The 15,348-nt window shown below is 52.3% G+C and carries 10 protein-coding genes and 4 pseudogenes; 11 read left to right on the top strand and 3 right to left on the bottom strand.

All coding sequences use genetic code 11. The annotated features are described in order from the left end of the window. Nucleotides 1-16: 16 nt before the first annotated feature. From BM317_RS26040 to BM317_RS31290, 3 genes and pseudogenes are all read left to right on the top strand, one after another. A complete protein-coding gene (locus BM317_RS26040; RefSeq protein ID WP_092174251.1) occupies nt 17-1,237 on the top strand; it encodes an MFS transporter in 1,221 nt (406 codons plus the stop codon). Nucleotides 1,238-1,872: 635 nt separating this feature from the next. Beyond that, a pseudogene (locus BM317_RS31285) lies at nt 1,873-2,070 on the top strand (HAMP domain-containing protein); the annotation flags it as partial. 153 nt (nt 2,071-2,223) lie between these two features. After that, nucleotides 2,224-2,928, top strand: coding sequence for a methyl-accepting chemotaxis protein (locus tag BM317_RS31290; protein ID WP_256574265.1), 705 nt, complete (start codon nt 2,224-2,226; stop codon nt 2,926-2,928). Between the two features lie 66 nt (nt 2,929-2,994). Here the strand turns inward: BM317_RS31290 and BM317_RS26050 are convergent, their stop codons facing one another. After that, on the bottom strand, nt 2,995-3,891 hold the full coding sequence (locus BM317_RS26050; RefSeq protein ID WP_092174245.1) for a dioxygenase family protein: 897 nt from the start codon (nt 3,889-3,891) through the stop codon (nt 2,995-2,997). Between the two features lie 373 nt (nt 3,892-4,264). Here BM317_RS26050 and BM317_RS26055 point away from each other — a divergent pair, with 373 nt between their 5' ends. From BM317_RS26055 to folD, 7 genes are all read left to right on the top strand, one after another. Beyond that, a complete protein-coding gene (locus BM317_RS26055) occupies nt 4,265-5,605 on the top strand; it encodes a DUF1329 domain-containing protein (RefSeq protein WP_170842375.1) in 1,341 nt (446 codons plus the stop codon). 74 nt (nt 5,606-5,679) lie between these two features. Next, the gene (locus BM317_RS26060; protein WP_092476813.1) at nt 5,680-6,771 is read left to right on the top strand and encodes a WD40/YVTN/BNR-like repeat-containing protein; all 1,092 of its coding nucleotides are present in this window, start codon (nt 5,680-5,682) and stop codon (nt 6,769-6,771) included. Then, nucleotides 6,768-9,200: an efflux RND transporter permease subunit gene (locus tag BM317_RS26065; protein WP_092174236.1), complete on the top strand. Its 2,433-nt coding sequence runs from the start codon at nt 6,768-6,770 to the stop codon at nt 9,198-9,200. Before BM317_RS26060 ends, BM317_RS26065 begins: the two co-directional genes overlap by 4 nt. Beyond that, on the top strand, nt 9,197-9,955 hold the full coding sequence (locus tag BM317_RS26070) for an SDR family NAD(P)-dependent oxidoreductase (protein ID WP_092174233.1): 759 nt from the start codon (nt 9,197-9,199) through the stop codon (nt 9,953-9,955). Before BM317_RS26065 ends, BM317_RS26070 begins: the two co-directional genes overlap by 4 nt. Before the next feature lie 624 nt (nt 9,956-10,579). Beyond that, entirely contained in the window at nt 10,580-11,449 is an 870-nt protein-coding gene (gene purU / locus BM317_RS26075) for a formyltetrahydrofolate deformylase (RefSeq protein WP_256574263.1), read from the top strand. 36 nt (nt 11,450-11,485) lie between these two features. Continuing rightward, entirely contained in the window at nt 11,486-12,745 is a 1,260-nt protein-coding gene (locus BM317_RS26080) for an aminomethyl transferase family protein (protein ID WP_256574264.1), read from the top strand. A 34-nt stretch (nt 12,746-12,779) separates the two neighbouring features. Further along, nucleotides 12,780-13,670: a bifunctional methylenetetrahydrofolate dehydrogenase/methenyltetrahydrofolate cyclohydrolase FolD gene (gene folD, locus BM317_RS26085; protein ID WP_092174224.1), complete on the top strand. Its 891-nt coding sequence runs from the start codon at nt 12,780-12,782 to the stop codon at nt 13,668-13,670. A gap of 19 nt (nt 13,671-13,689) precedes the next feature. On the opposite strand, the pseudogene BM317_RS26090 reads toward folD, so the two are convergent. Both BM317_RS26090 and BM317_RS26095 read right to left on the bottom strand, forming a co-directional pair. Further along, nucleotides 13,690-13,935: pseudogene (locus BM317_RS26090) on the bottom strand (transposase domain-containing protein); the annotation flags it as partial. Nucleotides 13,936-13,946: 11 nt separating this feature from the next. Continuing rightward, nucleotides 13,947-15,007 (bottom strand): annotated as a pseudogene (locus tag BM317_RS26095) (IS3 family transposase); the annotation flags it as partial. 138 nt (nt 15,008-15,145) lie between these two features. Here BM317_RS26095 and BM317_RS26100 point away from each other — a divergent pair. After that, nucleotides 15,146-15,348: pseudogene (locus tag BM317_RS26100) on the top strand (hypothetical protein); the annotation flags it as partial.

A 15,348-nucleotide genomic window follows, 5' to 3' on the forward strand; every position in this document is an offset into this window, starting at 1 on the left:
GCTCAGAGTCTGTTTGATGGCGCAAAATTTATTGCGCCATTTTTCTTTCGAGGTATTAGTTGGGGCTGCTATGAGAAATAAATGGTTTCCGATTACTTTGATTTATTTATATGGCTTAGTTGGAACATCTGCCTTAGGCATGATGGGCCCTTTAAGCACTGATATCAGTCGCACATTTGGGGTCACAGCTTCTGCGGTCGGAATGGCAATAGCTGGTCAGCTGATTCCATTAGCTTTCGCAGGGCTGCTGATGGGATGGTTGATAGATCGTATAGGGCCAAGACCGCTCTTACTTATTGGTCTTCTCGCCATGGGAGCGTCCAGTTTTGCGAATTCATGGTTGGAAACATTCGATGCACTGCGTATTACACTGCTGATCGAAGGTGTAGCTTTAGTCTCGCTGCTCACTTCTGGGCAGGGCCTGTTGATGATGTTTACTACGGGTAAGCAGCAAGTGCAATCGCTCACGCTCTGGTCAACAGTGATGCCAGTGGGGTATTCCATCGGCCTGTTGCTGGTTTCACCGTATGCCGGTGGTGACACATGGCGTGAAGCTTTTCTATGTCATGCCATTATTGCGGGATGTTTGTGTTTTGTCTTCCTCGGCATTCCGGGCTTGAGAATCGTTTCCAAGGGGAACGGTTTGACTGAAGTGCTTTGCAATAAGAGGGTACTGCGCTTCGGCTTTAGCTTGAGTCTTTCCGCATTGGCAGGCATCGGTAGCAGCGCAGTAGGTGCGATCTATCTCAGCAAAATTCATGGGATGGAAATGGGACTCGCTGCTCAGTCGATGGCTGTGGCAAGTCTGTGTGGGATCTTGGGTAGTATTATCATTGGTGGACTACTGGCAAAGGGCTGGAGTGCTGCTTTGCTTGCCATGCTTATTCTTGCCAGCGCGACTATAGGCAGCTTCATATTTTATTGGCCAAGCGGAGTGCTTCCCTTCGTTGTTGGTGGAGCCATGCTTCTTCAATTGTGCGTAGGTGGATTTATCGCTTTTGTATTTTCCTTGCTTCCAAGAGTGCTGTCGGAACCTGGTCAATCTGGAGCTGCTGCTGGCCTGGTCGGACAGATCACTGGCATAGGTGCAGCGCTTTCCGCTCCGTTGTACTTCACGACTTTACAAATGGGGCACTGGTATTACTTCGTCGTGATTACCGTTCTCGCTTGGGGGGCCAGTTATCTCCTTCTACCCATGCGCAGTAGAAGCGTCAGTGCGACTGCACGCTTCGAGTAAACGAGAAGCTAGATTTGGTCACTGGCTCTAATTCATTGGTAATGACGCTGCTGGCACATCCAGCTCTTTGATGTGAGGTAATCACGTGCTCCTAGTCAAGGGGTCGTGCTGGTCATGGAGTCGATATGTGGAACGCTTTTGATAATTTTTCGGTGAATAACAAACTGCTTTGGGGGTTTGGAGTTACGGTGTTATTGGCGCTCGGTGTCGCCGGTGCCGGCTTTTATGGAATATTTGCACTCTTCGAGCGAGGTGATTTGATGACCGGCGTCTCGGAGAGTCAAATCCTTCTTCTCAAGGCCGAGGTTGCGCAACAGAATTATCGTATCGATGGTGCTTTAGATGCGGCACAGAGTGCGAAGGAATCACTCGAAGCCGTCAAGTCAAAACTTGACGCGCTAATCGAAAAGTACCCTGATAGCGATCAGCGGCCAGTCCTCGATGAAATGCGGCGCGCGGCTGTCGAATATCGAACGCTTTTCGAAGAAATCAGAAAGAAACAGGAGAGCGAGGCTGCTACTCCGGCAGAAGTTGAAGCATTGGGGCGGCAAGCTAAAAATCTCATAGAAAAGGGCGACTCCGCCTATTGGGCGCAAGGTCAAAGCATGATCGTTGTTAGCCAGCGTGTGCTAATGATGTTAGGACTTAGTAGTTTCTTACTCATCATTGTCGCGACATTCTCCACAGTTCTATTGCGTTATCAGATCGTGAACCCATTGCACCGCTCGGTTAGCGCACTACGCGCCATTGCAAATGGTGATTTGCGAGCGGAGTTTGACCACCAGCGTAAAGATGAACTAGGGGAACTTCTCGGCTCCATGCAGGCAATGACCCTCGGACTACGTGGAATGGTAGAGCGCGTTGTTAAAGTGGTTGAGCAATTGGGTAAGGTCGCGTCAGACTTCCAAGACGTTAGCAGCAATGCGGGTCATGCGGCACAGCGGCAAACTGAAGAGTCCGAGAAAAGTGCTTCGGCTATGATCGAGATGGCTGCCAGTGTCCGTGATGTCGCGGGGCACACTCAACGTGCCTCTGAAGCGGTACGGCAAGCAGAGCACCAGGCTCGTTCGGGGGCCAAACTTGTGGCCGACGCCGTTGAAAGTATTGATAGCCTCGCAGAAGGGGTGACAGCAACTCGGGCTAGCATGGTTGACCTCACACTGGAAAGTGATCGTATTGGCGGTATTCTTGATGTTATTAGATCCGTAGCAGAGCAGACAAACTTATTAGCTTTGAATGCTGCCATTGAGGCCGCCAGGGCGGGCGAGCAGGGAAGGGGGTTCGCAGTGGTGGCGGACGAGGTGCGCGCATTGGCTAAACGCAGCCAAGGCGCCACCATGGAGATTGCTTTAACGATCGAGTCGCTGCAGGCGCTCACGCGACAGGCGCTATCCCATAGTGAGAACTGTCTTGGCCAAGCTCGTCAGGCTGTCGATCAGGCAGGACTCGCTGATACAGCGCTTCGTGCCATTACCGAATCTGCCTCATTGATAGGTGAAATGAGTGAACAGATTGCTACGACTGCCGTCCAGCAAAGCAATGTTGCGGAGCAGGTTAGTCGAAGTGTGCTGCGCGTTCGTGATGAGGCGCAGGTGGGGGCGTTGAGCGCGCGTGAAAGCGGTCATTACAGTAAGGTACTGAAGAACCTTAGCGTTGAATTGAGTCAGTGGGTCCGGCGGTTTCAGATCTGATCACATCATGCAAAAAGGGGCACCGAGTGGTGCCCAAACCCCGACGGTAATCGGTAAGAACAAGAGTTACTGAATGTGTATCTTGGACACGTCAGCACCCACTCTGCAGGCATCAGCTGTTCCTTTTGCCAATTTGAAGTCATAGCGAATCGAAGAGAGCCCAGAAAGTGGATCCATCTCGTCCCGGCTCGGCGTGACAATGAGCTTTGAAGTGGTAACGCCGAACACGGTGTCAGACTGGAGATACGGGTCCCCCTCGAGATACAAGGCCGTCACAAGTTCTTTATAGCCTGGTGCGCTAATAAGGAAGTGGATATGTGCCGGTCGATATCCGTGTCGTTCCTGGACTGTGAGCATGCGCCTCACTGGACCGTCTTCGGGTAGTGGATAACTCTTCGGTAACACGCTGCGTGCTCGATACCAGCCATCCGAGTCACTGGTGAAGCTGCCCCTCATATCCATTACCTCCTGGCCGTGAAGCTGGATGTCGTACCGGCCCTCTGAGTCAGTCTGCCAAATCTGTATGTTTGCGTCGGCTATCGGAGTGTCGTCGGTATCGGTTATCTGTCCATAGTAGGAGACTGCGACACCTTCATTGCCGGGTTTGGCAATGGATTCCCCATGGCCGAGCGACGGAGCGTTCTCCCGAAAGAAGGGGCCAAGCACGCTGCTTTCTGTCGCTTGGGAAAGACCATCTTGGTCGTGCAGCAAATTTACAAGGCTTGAAAGGCCGAGGGTGTCCGAAAGCAAGATGAATTCTTGTCGGTTGGCGTTACACATTTGACCGGTTTCTGTGAGAAATGAAATACCTGCTATCCATTCTTCCGGTGTCAGTTGAACCTCGTTAGCGAATGCGTGAAGGTGGCGTACGGCGCTTTCCATGATTTCTCGCAAACGTAGCGAGGGCGTGCCAGCCATCTGTTTTATAACGTCGTTGGTGAGGCCAGTAATCTTATCGCTCATAAAGGATCCTAGATTGACACTTTTCTATGCGATGTCGTGGTGAAAATTCATCTTTCCATTTTTATTTTGGAATCACTGACGCGTTTCTGCTCCTACCTAAAGATAGCTAAGCGTTTCATGACGGCCCTCTATCTTTCGATAGGTGTGCGTACGCGGCGGCGGAAATAGGTTTAGTCATCGGTCTGTCCGTAAGAAAGCGTTAAGCGGCCTAAATGCTTCTTGGCCGATATCACAGGAGCAATATCGCGCCTGCGGATTTAGCGGCTTGGAATGGAAAGGTCGGTCAAGTCTAAAGCGTCGCATGCATTGCGGCTGCCATTTTCGCGACGGTGCCGGAACCAGCCTCTGTAATAACAACAAGAGAACCATACGCATGAACAAGAATAAGATGGCTTTGCTGCTGCTATTTCCGCTTTGTATGGCCAGCGGTGCTTATGCTGCTGTCAGCCCCGAGCAAGCTAAGCAACTGGGTACCACGTTGACACCCGTTGGCGCAGAGATGGCAGGAAATGCTGACGGTACCATCCCTAAGTGGACCGGTGGATACCAGCAAAAGCCAGCTGGACACCAGCCAGGGTCGTTCTCCCCGCTTCCATTTCCAGATGAAAAGTTAAAATTTCAGATCACTGCTGCTAATGCCGATCAGTACAAGCCGAAGCTTTCCGACAGCGTGTACTACATGCTTAAGAATTATCCTGGCTATCAAGTAGATGTTTACGACACACACCGTACGGCGTCTGCTCCTCAGTGGTTCTACGACTACGCGGCGAAAAACGCTGTTAGCGCGAGCTCGGCTAAAGATGGATTGGCCATCGAGAACGCGTACGGCGGCACTCCATTCCCGATCCCAAAGACGGGTAGTGAAGTGCTATGGAACCACTTTCTTTCCTGGAAGGGGACCGCGGTAGATACCGTCTACCGGCTCTACATGGCCGATGGCAGTGGCCGTCGCTCTTTGACATCCGTAATCGACATCAACGAGTTCTACCGTTACTCATTGCCTGGTGGTGAGAAAGATTTTGATGGTTGGTGGTGGTGGCATCGTGCAAAAACTACTGCCCCAGGACGTAGCGCTGGTGAAGCTTTGATTGGCCTCTTTCCAAGCGACTACGAAGCCCACCAGCCAGGTTCTTGGCAGTACATGCCAGGCCAACGACGCGTTCGTAAACTTCCGAACGTGCAGTTTGACACGCCAAACTTCTATATTTCAGGTCTCGCGCAGTTTGATGAGTCATACGGCTTTTTCGGGTCACCTGAGCAGTACAATTGGAAGCTGGTAACCAAGCGTGAAATGTACATTCCATACAACACCAACGCATTGCTCGCTTCCGATCCGGAGAAAACGTTGGGCGCTAACTTTGTGGATCCGTCTGTCGTTCGCTGGGAACTGCATCGGGTATGGGAAGTGGAAGGCATTCTTAAGGACGGAAAGCGCAATGCTGCACCTAAGCGCAAGGTCTATATGGATGAGGACAGCTGGAACATCGTAGCCTCTGACCTTTACGATGCTCAGGGTAAGCTGTGGCGCGGTGGCATTGGTTACACTGCGGTAAGTTACGATCTGCCGGGTGTAGTGACTCTTCCATACCAAAGCCTGGACTTCCAGCAACGCGCCTACACGGTTGCTGGTTACGTCAAAAACTATACCCCTGTCGAGCCTCGTCCACGTTCTTATTTCACCGCTGAAGCATTAACTCAGGACGCTCTTCGTTAAGAAGAAGGTTTGAGTTGGAGGGCAGCGGCGCTCCGCGTCGCTGCTTTGCAGTTACTTTCTCATCGGTGAATTGTATGGTTGAGAAAAAAGCAGGACGAATCGCGACAGCATTCTTGCTGAGTGGTTTGGGATATTTCGCACACGCAGATGTGCTCTCGTTGCCCGAAGTGTTGAAGCAGCCAAGTGTTGTAGTCAATCATCCGGAAAATGGATACCTGCTCAGCGTAGTAAGAGCGGGCGATCGTCTTGTCGCTGTGGGTGAAAATGGGCGAGTGATTCTTTCCGACGACATCGGTAAGACCTGGCGCCAAGCTGAAGTCCCTGTAAACGTTCTTCTTACCCAAGTTCGGTTTGCTACTGCCAAGGAAGGTTGGGTTATCGGTCACCTCGGCGTGGTTTTGCACACTGCAGACGGCGGCGAGAATTGGGAGGTTCAGCTCGATGGCATGAGGGTTGCCCAGTTGTTTCTGGAGCAGGCCCAGCGCGAAGTCTCACTAAAAGGCGATCAAGATGAGCGTGCTTTAAAATTCCTTCATCAAGCTGAGTTGCTGGTACAGGACGGCCCAGACAAACCCTTTCTTACTATGCAGGTGGAGGATACCCAGCGGATCACCATTTTTGGTGCTTTTGGCATTGCATTACGTAGCCTCGATGGAGGTAAAACTTGGTTGCCATTACAAACCGAGGATTTCAACCCGGGTTCGCTCCATTACTACAGCAGCACGTCGCTAAGAGGGCAAGATCTGGTGGTAGGTGAGCAAGGCCTGCTGCTTCGCCGCCTCGGTAACGGGGCTTATCAAGCTATCGATCAGCCATATTCCGGTACCCTATTTGGGGTCGTTATGGGTGATAGCGCCTCGGTGGCGTTTGGTCTGCGGGGGAGTGCCATTCGATCCTTTGATCGGGGCGAAAGCTGGCAGCAGTTTGAAACAGGGACTTCCGCATCTATTCAGGGCGGCTTGGTTCTGAAAGATGGGCGCATTCTTCTCCTGGCTGAAAATGGTCAGGTTGTCATGGGAAATCAGCGCTCCGATGATTTTCGTGCCCTAAATAAACAGCTTGCGCCAGCTGCCGAAGCAATCCAAGTAAACGACGATCAATTGTTGTTAGTTGGCCCGAGTGGGGTGCAGACCCTAAGTCTGTCTGCAGGGGAGTCCGCACAATGAAAGTTGAAATTCAAAACTCAAATGAGCCTTTTGACCCCGCAGCAGGGACTTTTCTGGAGCGGGTACTATTTAGTCGCCGCGGTTTGATAGTGCTTCTGTGCCTATTGGTAACATTATTTCTCGCTTTCCAGACGCGACATCTGGAACTCAACGCAAGTTTCAAGGCAGTGATCCCAAATGATCACCCGTACATTCAAAACTATCTTTCCCATGAGGATGATCTCAAAGGGTTGGGCAATAGTCTGAGAGTCATCGTTGCCACCGACAATGGAAGTGTTCTCGACCCGAAATATCTGGACACTCTGCAGAAGGTCAATGATGAGCTGATTCTTCTGCCGGGCGTAGAGCGCTCGTATGTCCAATCTCTTTGGACGCGTGGCGTTCGTTGGATGGCCGTAACGGAAGAGGGGATTGACGGCGGCCCCGTCATGCCTGACTCCTTCGATGGATCTAAGTCCAGCATGGAAGAACTACGGACTAATATCATGCGATCCGCAATTGTCGGGCGGCTTGTTGCCTCAGATTTCCGTTCTAGCACGATTGTTGTTCCGCTGTTGGACTACGATGCTCAGGCCGAACAAGCACTCAATTACGGAGTGCTTTCCCAGCGTCTTGAGGCTATCCGTGCCAAGTACCAGAAAGACGGAATAAGTATCCACATCGTCGGATTTGCCAAGGTCATGGGTGACCTGATAGATGGCCTGCTGCAAATCCTTATTTTCTTCGGTATCGCGGTGGCCATCGCTACGGCAATGGTGTTTTGGTTTACCCGTTGCCTGCGTAGTACTGCGATTGTCGTAGCCTGCTCATTGATCGCCGTGGTATGGCAGCTTGGACTGCTGCCAATGATTGGTTTTCGGCTGGACCCCTATTCGATATTGGTGCCTTTCCTCATCTTCGCCATCGGTATGAGCCACGGTGCGCAGAAGATGAATGGAGTGATGCAGGATATCGGTCGTGGCATGCACCGCGTGGATGCAGCCCGTAATACGTTTCGCCGTTTGTTTATGGCGGGGTTTACCGCCCTCGTTTGTGATGCTGTCGGTTTCGCGGTCCTGATGTTGGTGAACATTGAGGCAATTCGCCAACTGGCGATCACGGCGAGTATCGGCGTAGCGATTCTAATTTTTACCAATCTGATTTTGCTGCCAATTCTTCTGACTTACACCGGCGTGAATAAACGGGCGGCTACCCGAGCGTTGGCCCAGGAGCAAGCTGCATCGGGGGCGCCCAGCGGATTCTGGCGTTTCCTTGACCTTTTCACCCAACGTCGTTGGGCGGCGTATGCGATAGCTGTCGCAATTGCACTGGCTGTTGGTGGAGCAGCCATTTCCACTCACCTTCAAATTGGTGATCTGGATGCGGGGGCACCAGAGCTACGTGCCGACTCTACTTACAATCGTGACAATGACTATCTGACCAGGAATTACGCGACAAGTAGCGACCTGTTGGCGGTCATGATTACTACGCCCACTGACAAGTGCGCTGATTACGGGACCTTGGTGAAAATGCGTGCGCTGCAGCAGCGGTTGGAGCAGCAGCCAGGTGTGGTGCTCAGCAACTCTTTCGCCGACCTGGCGAAGCAGTTGGGTTCCGCCTTCAACGAGGGCAGCTTTAAATGGGCAGAAATCGTACCTAATCAGCGTGTGCTCAACTCCATTGTTACGCAGGCCCCTAGGGGCTTATTCAACGAAGACTGCAATTTGCTCTCTTTGTATGTTTATTTGGCGGATCACCGAGCTGCCACATTGCAGGGTGTCGTTTCAGAGATCGAACGTTTTGCACAGGAGCACAACACCGACGATGTGAGGTTTCTCTTGGCTGCTGGAACTGCCGGCATTGAAGCCGCAACCAATCAGGTGGTCAAGCACAACAACTACCTGATGTTGTTTGGTGTGTATACGGCAGTGGTTCTACTCAGTTTGCTCGCATTCCGCTCATGGCGTGCGGTACTTGTTGCCGTACTACCTCTACTGTTGACCAGTATTTTGGCTGAAGCACTGATGGTGGTCCTAGGTATCGGGCTCAAGGTTGCGACATTGCCAGTAACGGCTTTGGGTGTGGGTATCGGTATCGACTATGCACTTTATATTCTCAGCGTCACATTAGCTTGTCAGCGCGCCGGAGCTACGCTTTCCGAGGCGTATGCCAGATCGCTGCTGTTTGTTGGGCGGGTGGTCATGCTGACTGGCCTGACCTTGGCTGCGGGTGTAGCTACCTGGATGTTTTCACCGATCAAGTTCCAAGCAGATATGGGCTTGCTGCTAGCGTTCATGTTCTTGGTCAATATGTTTGGGGCCCTGATTCTGCTCCCCAGTTTGGCGGCGTTCCTCCTGCCAGGCGCGAAAAATAAAGATGAGGTTTTTCAGCCAGCGCGCAAACAGGAGGCTGACAAGCCAAGTCGTCACTTACTGAAGGAGCAAGTATGAGCAACATAACGTTCGACTTCTCCGGCAAGGTGGTGCTGGTGATTGGTGGCACCTCAGGTATTGGGCTGGCAACCGTGGAGCTTTTTGCAGGAGCTGGGGCTCGAGTAATGATGGCAGGCATCGATGAAGAGCAGGGTAACCAAGTTTTATCGGAACTCATTGGCGATATCGCATTCCTGGTAGTTGATGTTCGAGATGAGACCGCAATCGAAATGCTCATTCGAGCGACGGTTGAGCGCTGGGGCCGAATCGACATTGCGATTAACAACGCCGGAATCGAGGGGCCTTTTGGCCCCGTTGAAACACTTTCTGCGCAAGATTGCCAGCGTATTATGGACATCAATCTGAAGGGGGTCTGGCATGGCATGAAGTACCAGATTCTGCATATGCATACACAGGGAGGGGGCATCATTGTCAATACAGGCTCCAGTGCGGGCCTTCGCGCTATCTCCAACGTTGCGATGTACAGCGCGAGCAAACATGCCATCGCAGGGTTAACCAAAGCAGCAGCAGTCGAGCAGGGAAGATGCGGCATCCGCATTAACGCGGTTGCCCCTGGTCCGGTGCGCACTGGTCTGTTGGACAGGATGGTGGGTGGGCATATCGCACTTGATGATATTGCCAACATGGTGCCAATGGGGAGGATTGCTCATTCATCGGAGGTTGCTACTGCGATCGCGTGGCTGGCTTCAGATGGTGCTTCCTTCGTCACTGGCCATGTTCTCGCAGTGGATGGCGGTCTTACGGTCGCCTAGCCATATCCGGCGCCAATGAAAAGCAAACCTCGACAAGTAAACGGTGCTCCGATCCGGCCGCCAGATCGGTTGGATCTTGAGTGGTTGGTGTTTCCCTTGGCGTTTGTCCAAGGACGGACGTTCTGGATCCGCTGTTATCCTCATGGATAAAGCCTACTTCTCATCAGTATCCAGCCTTGTTCAGGAGAGAGTCTTGGTAGCTCGCCTTTCGAAAGATAGGTTCAAACCTGCCTCAGAAAGGATCAAATAAAGACTGAGATTCTTCTCTGGTGGAGCGGTGAGATGAAAATAACAAAAAAGATCGTCGTAGTGTTCTTTGTCACTTTTTTCGTTCTTGGATCGGTAGGTATTTTGCTAACCCGAAAAGAACCTGTCTCTAGAGGTGCGGAGTGCCTGAACCCCCACTACCCATGTGTAAGCCTGCCACTGGGTTTTACGGGGTGGCCGAACTTTCCGTAACTAATGTTTATGTCGGTTTTTAATGCTTGATAATGATTTTTTATGGGTGTGCCGCGTTGATTGAGTTTGTCTGATCGACGATTTGCATGTTTGCAAATTAGAAGATCGGCTCAAGGGTGCGCTTTCGTAGTTTTATTTATAGGTTGGTGATTTGGAGGTGCCAAATTGAATGGCGAAAAATATATTATGTTGCTCTCTTGTCCGAACAAGGCGGGCATTGTTGCTGCTGTTTCTAGCTATTTGTTTGAGCAGCGTTGCAACATTCTTGATGCGCAACAGTTCGATGATATCGACACCAATCGTTTTTTTATGCGAGTGGTTTTCGACGCCCTGGACCCTCAGGTTGTCCTCTCGCTTTCTGAAATCAAGGAAGGTTTCGCCCCCATTGCTGATCGCAACAACATGGATTGGTCATTGCGTGCTCAGACAGAGCGCAAGCGCGTGATGCTGCTGGTTTCCGGTTTTGACCATTGTTTACGAGACCTACTTTATCGGAGCCGGATTGGCGAGTTGCCAATGGAGATCTCCGCAGTAGTGGCGAATCACCCTCAGGAGCGGTATCGCGGAGTAGATTTGCAGGGCATCACATTTTATTACCTGCCTGTCACACCGGAGACAAAGGTCGACCAAGAGACAAAGCTCTGGGAACTCGTTCAATCGACCAAAACTGATCTCGTTGTACTGGCTCGTTACATGCAAATTCTCTCCGACGACCTATCGAGAAAGCTTGAAGGGCGTTGTATCAACATTCATCACAGCTTCCTCCCCGGCTTCAAAGGCGCCAGGCCATATCACCAGGCTCATGAACGGGGCGTGAAACTCATTGGTGCAACGTCCCACTTCGTCACTGCGGACCTTGATGAGGGGCCGATCATTGAGCAAGACGTAGAGCGTATTTCTCATCGCGACTCTGCAGATGATTTGGTGCGTAAGGGCAGAGATATTGAGCGCCGTGTATTGGCTCGTGCTGTCCGCGCATATCTTGAAGATCGCGTAATCCCTAATGGGCGTAAAACGATCATTTTTGAAGGTTAAATCCTTAAGAAAAATCGTAGTACAAGGAGAAGCAACGTGCTGCCGAAGAATTTCAGAAAAACCCCAGAAGGTTACTTTACTTCTCGATGGGGAATGCCGGAGTACACCGACTGGCTGGATGAAAGTATGTCTTGGAAAAACAATTGCTATATCGGCGATTGGTCTTTCCTTTGGCAGCGACGTTATCGTGGGCCCGATGTGCTGAGGTTGTTTTCCGATACATCAATTAATAGCTTCGCTAAATTCGACGTCATGCAGTCAAAGCATGTGACCCATTGCAATCAAGACGGTAAGGTAATCCACGAAGGTATTTTAAGTCGTTGGGGGGAAGACGATTATATGCTTTTCGGTCGTGGTGGATTCCTTATGGATTTCCACTTGCGCAAGGGTAATTATCGAGTTACTTCGGAAGTAGTGAACGGCTTCAATTTTCAGATTGCCGGCCCACATGCGGCGGCTGTGATTGCTAGGCTCACAGGCGTCTCTCTGCATGAGATCAAATTCATGCATTCGCAAGTAGTCAATATCGCCGGGCACGACGTGTATGCGTTGCGTCAGGGCATGTCGGGAGAGCCTGGTGTTGAGCTTCAAGGTCCGGCCGAATATGCAGACGAAGTGTATGAGGCCGTTTGGCAGGCAGGCCAAGAGTTCGATATGCGTAAGTTAGGCGGCCGAGCGGCATTCATTAACCATCTGGAAGCGTGTTTTCCAACCATCATCACCGATTATTTGCCAGCCATCTTCAGTGAGGACATGGCTGAGTATCGCGCGGAGTTTGAGGCCAACCTGCCGGCTTTCGCGTCAACCTTTAATGTCGCTGGTAGCTTCGAAGCAGACGATGTGAGTGCTTGGTACCGCAGCCCCGTAGAGCTAGGTTGGGGCCGCAACGTGAAGTTTGACCATGACTTCATTGGCCGCCATGCCTTGGAAGCCGAAGTCGCAAATCCACGCCGTGTAATTCGGACCTTGCTTTGGAATCCGGATGACGTCCTCCAAGTGTTCGCCTCTCTGTTCAAAAAAGGTGACCCCTACGCATTCATGGAGCTGCCACGTGATCAGCGAGGATTCATGTACGCCGATAAGGTTCTGCTTAACGGGCGTGAAGTGGGAGTATCGACTTCGCGGGGTTACAGCTACTTCTTCCGCGAAATGCTTTCTCTTTGTGTCATTGATGTCGCATCAGCAGCCGTTGGAACAGAGGTCATCGTTGTTTGGGGGAACCCAGGCGAGCCGCAGCTTCCGATTCGTGCCACTATCGCACCGGCGCCTTACAAGACCGACAACCGCCGTACTTGAACGGCTCCAGTGACAACGGGTGGAATGACAATATATGTCAGCTCAATTGATTGATGGAAAGGCTGCGGCGTTGCGATTGCGTGAGCAGGTTGCACTCGGCGTACGTGATTTCGCAGATCAATACGGTTACGCACCTGGTTTAGCCGTTGTTCTCGTAGGTGGCGATCCGGCGAGCGAAGTATATGTCCGGAACAAGGTAATCGCGACCGAGGCTGTGGGTATGCACTCTTTCGAATTTCGTTTGCCTGCTGATGTAACAGAAGAGGAGTTGCTGGGTCGTATTGATAATCTCAATGACGACGAGTCTGTGCATGGAATCCTCGTGCAGTTACCTTTGCCTAAAGGGATTGATGTGAATCGAGTAATCGAACGGATCAACCCCAATAAGGACGTTGACGGTTTCACTGTTACCAACACGGGTCGATTGGCTGCTGGCTTGGAGTCGATTGTGCCTTGCACGCCCGCGGGCGTGATGCTGCTTATCAAACATGTTCGGACCGAGCTTGCGGGATTGAATGCTCTGGTTGTAGGAGCCTCCAATATCGTAGGCAAGCCAATGGCTCGGCTCCTATTGAAGGAACGCTGTACGGTGACGATTGCTCACAGCAAGACTATAGATCTACGAGAGCGGTGTCGTGAGGCGGATATCTTGGTTGTGGCAACCGGGGTGCCGCAGATGATCTCAGGCAGTTGGATCAAGTCAGGTGCCACAGTCGTCGATGTCGGGATCTCTAGAATCGCTCTCGAGGACGGCCGTACCCGGTTGGTCGGCGACGTAGATTTCGATGGTGCATGTGAACGCGCTGGCGCCATCACTCCTGTGCCAGGTGGGGTTGGGCCTATGACCATCGCTTGTTTGCTTGAGAACACGCTTGTAGCTGCCAAGCGCCAGATCGATTGTAAGAGCTCCATAAACCCCACCTAGTCAAAAGTGGGCGACGCGTTTAGCTGTGGGCTCGAGGCTTGCAGTTCCACGGCCACAGGGCTTCGTAATCTTCGACCGAGGATGCCTGTGGCAGGAGTTCGAGTGCGTGGTGCAGCCACGCATAAGACTCTTGGCCGTTGGCTTTGGCGGTCTCGACCAGGCTGTAGAGGTGAGCACTCGCCATCGCGCCTTTGGGCGTATCGCTGAACAACCAGTTCTTCCTTCCGATGACGAAGGGCCGGATCGTACGCTCGGCGGTGTTATTTGTAGTGGACAACTAATCCCGGACACGACGTTAAGGTTTTTTCTCGTACTGAGCGGGTGCCAGTCCATCATTGAACTGGTGTGGCGGAATCCAGTTGTAACGATGCATCAGATAATGACTGAAATCCCGCTGAGCCTCTTGGGCCGTCATGTAGCCCACGGTCGGTATCCACTCAGTTTTCAAACTGCGGAATACACACTCCATCGGCGAGTTGTCGTAGCAATTACCTCGGCGACTCATGCTCTGGCGTATGCGGTATCACCAAAGCCGCTGGCGAAACTGTCGGCTCCCATATTGGGCGCCCAGATCGAAGTGAAACAGCAGGCCCTGAGGCTTGCCGCGTTGCTCATAAGCGATGTCCAGCGCCTTGATCACCAAGTCCGTATCCGCCTTGTTCGAAAACGCCCAACCCACAATCCGACGCGCATAAAGATCCATAACCACTGCCAGGTAATGCCATTTCCTTGCGCCCAGACGTAGGTGATGTCGCCACACCAGACCTGATTGGGTGCGGGTACATCGAACTCTCGATTCAAAATATTCGGAATATCAGGCCGCGCCCCTGTTGCCTTTTTATAAGCATGCAAGCCCGGTTGCTTGCTGATTAATCCCAGCTCCCGTATCAGGCCACGCACCTTGAACCGACCGATTTGCTCGTCATCCTCCTGCATCATCGACACGATACTGCAGCTGCCGGCTGCGCCTCGACTTTGCCCGAACAGTTCATTGACCCGGCTGCGTAGACGAATCCGCTCAGCGTTTGGGGCTCGGCGTTGCAGGCAATGGTCGTAATAGCACGAGCGAGGTATCTCGAACACTTCGCACAGCAACTCGATCGGCTCATGGGCATTGAGCTGATCAATCAGCGCATGCGCTCGTACTCTTCTGACATCAAGAGCGCGGTAGCCTTTTTTAAAATGGATTTCTCCCGCTCAAGACGGGCGATCCGGGCTTCCAGCCCCTGGATTTTCTGCTGCTCGGGCGTCAGGGCGTTGCTCTGAGGCGTTACGCCATTGCGCTCCTGCTGGAGCTGGCTCACCCAGCGACGCAGCGCAGACTCGACCACCTCAATGGGGGCGGTCCGAAACGCTGGAGTATTTTTTTCCATAGGCGGTTTCGCGTGCCCTGTAAGTCAAATCTTGTAGTGCTCGCCTTGTCTGCCGTTGTCTTTTCGGCGCAGGCTCAATCTGATCGTCAAGTGGTCGAGGACATGGTGACTCGCTCGGCCAATGTCTGCCCCGGCCACAGCACCGAGCGCACCACGCCCACGGTGAAGGCGGTGCCTGTCGGCGCGTTGCGGGTTATGCTTGACCGCGGCCTGGTCATGTGTCCCGACCGGCGCCTCGACGCCAACGCGCCGGCTGTGTTCTACGGCAGAGTTGGCGTATTCGAATGGAACCCCGAAGTGCCTGC

The organism is Pseudomonas sp. NFACC24-1 (genome assembly GCF_900115235.1).
Taxonomy (GTDB): domain Bacteria; phylum Pseudomonadota; class Gammaproteobacteria; order Pseudomonadales; family Pseudomonadaceae; genus Aquipseudomonas; species Aquipseudomonas fluorescens_AA.

Excerpts from the sequence above, each read along its gene's own strand:
- BM317_RS26040 (WP_092174251.1), top strand. The coding sequence starts at position 17 with ATGGCGCAAAATTTATTGCGCCATTTTTCTTTCGAGGTATTAGTTGGG.
- BM317_RS31290 (WP_256574265.1), top strand. The coding sequence starts at position 2,224 with ATGGCTGCCAGTGTCCGTGATGTCGCGGGGCACACTCAACGTGCCTCT.
- BM317_RS26050 (WP_092174245.1), bottom strand. The coding sequence starts at position 3,891 with ATGAGCGATAAGATTACTGGCCTCACCAACGACGTTATAAAACAGATG.
- BM317_RS26055 (WP_170842375.1), top strand. The coding sequence starts at position 4,265 with ATGAACAAGAATAAGATGGCTTTGCTGCTGCTATTTCCGCTTTGTATG.
- BM317_RS26060 (WP_092476813.1), top strand. The coding sequence starts at position 5,680 with ATGGTTGAGAAAAAAGCAGGACGAATCGCGACAGCATTCTTGCTGAGT.
- BM317_RS26065 (WP_092174236.1), top strand. The coding sequence starts at position 6,768 with ATGAAAGTTGAAATTCAAAACTCAAATGAGCCTTTTGACCCCGCAGCA.
- BM317_RS26070 (WP_092174233.1), top strand. The coding sequence starts at position 9,197 with ATGAGCAACATAACGTTCGACTTCTCCGGCAAGGTGGTGCTGGTGATT.
- folD (WP_092174224.1), top strand. The coding sequence starts at position 12,780 with ATGTCAGCTCAATTGATTGATGGAAAGGCTGCGGCGTTGCGATTGCGT.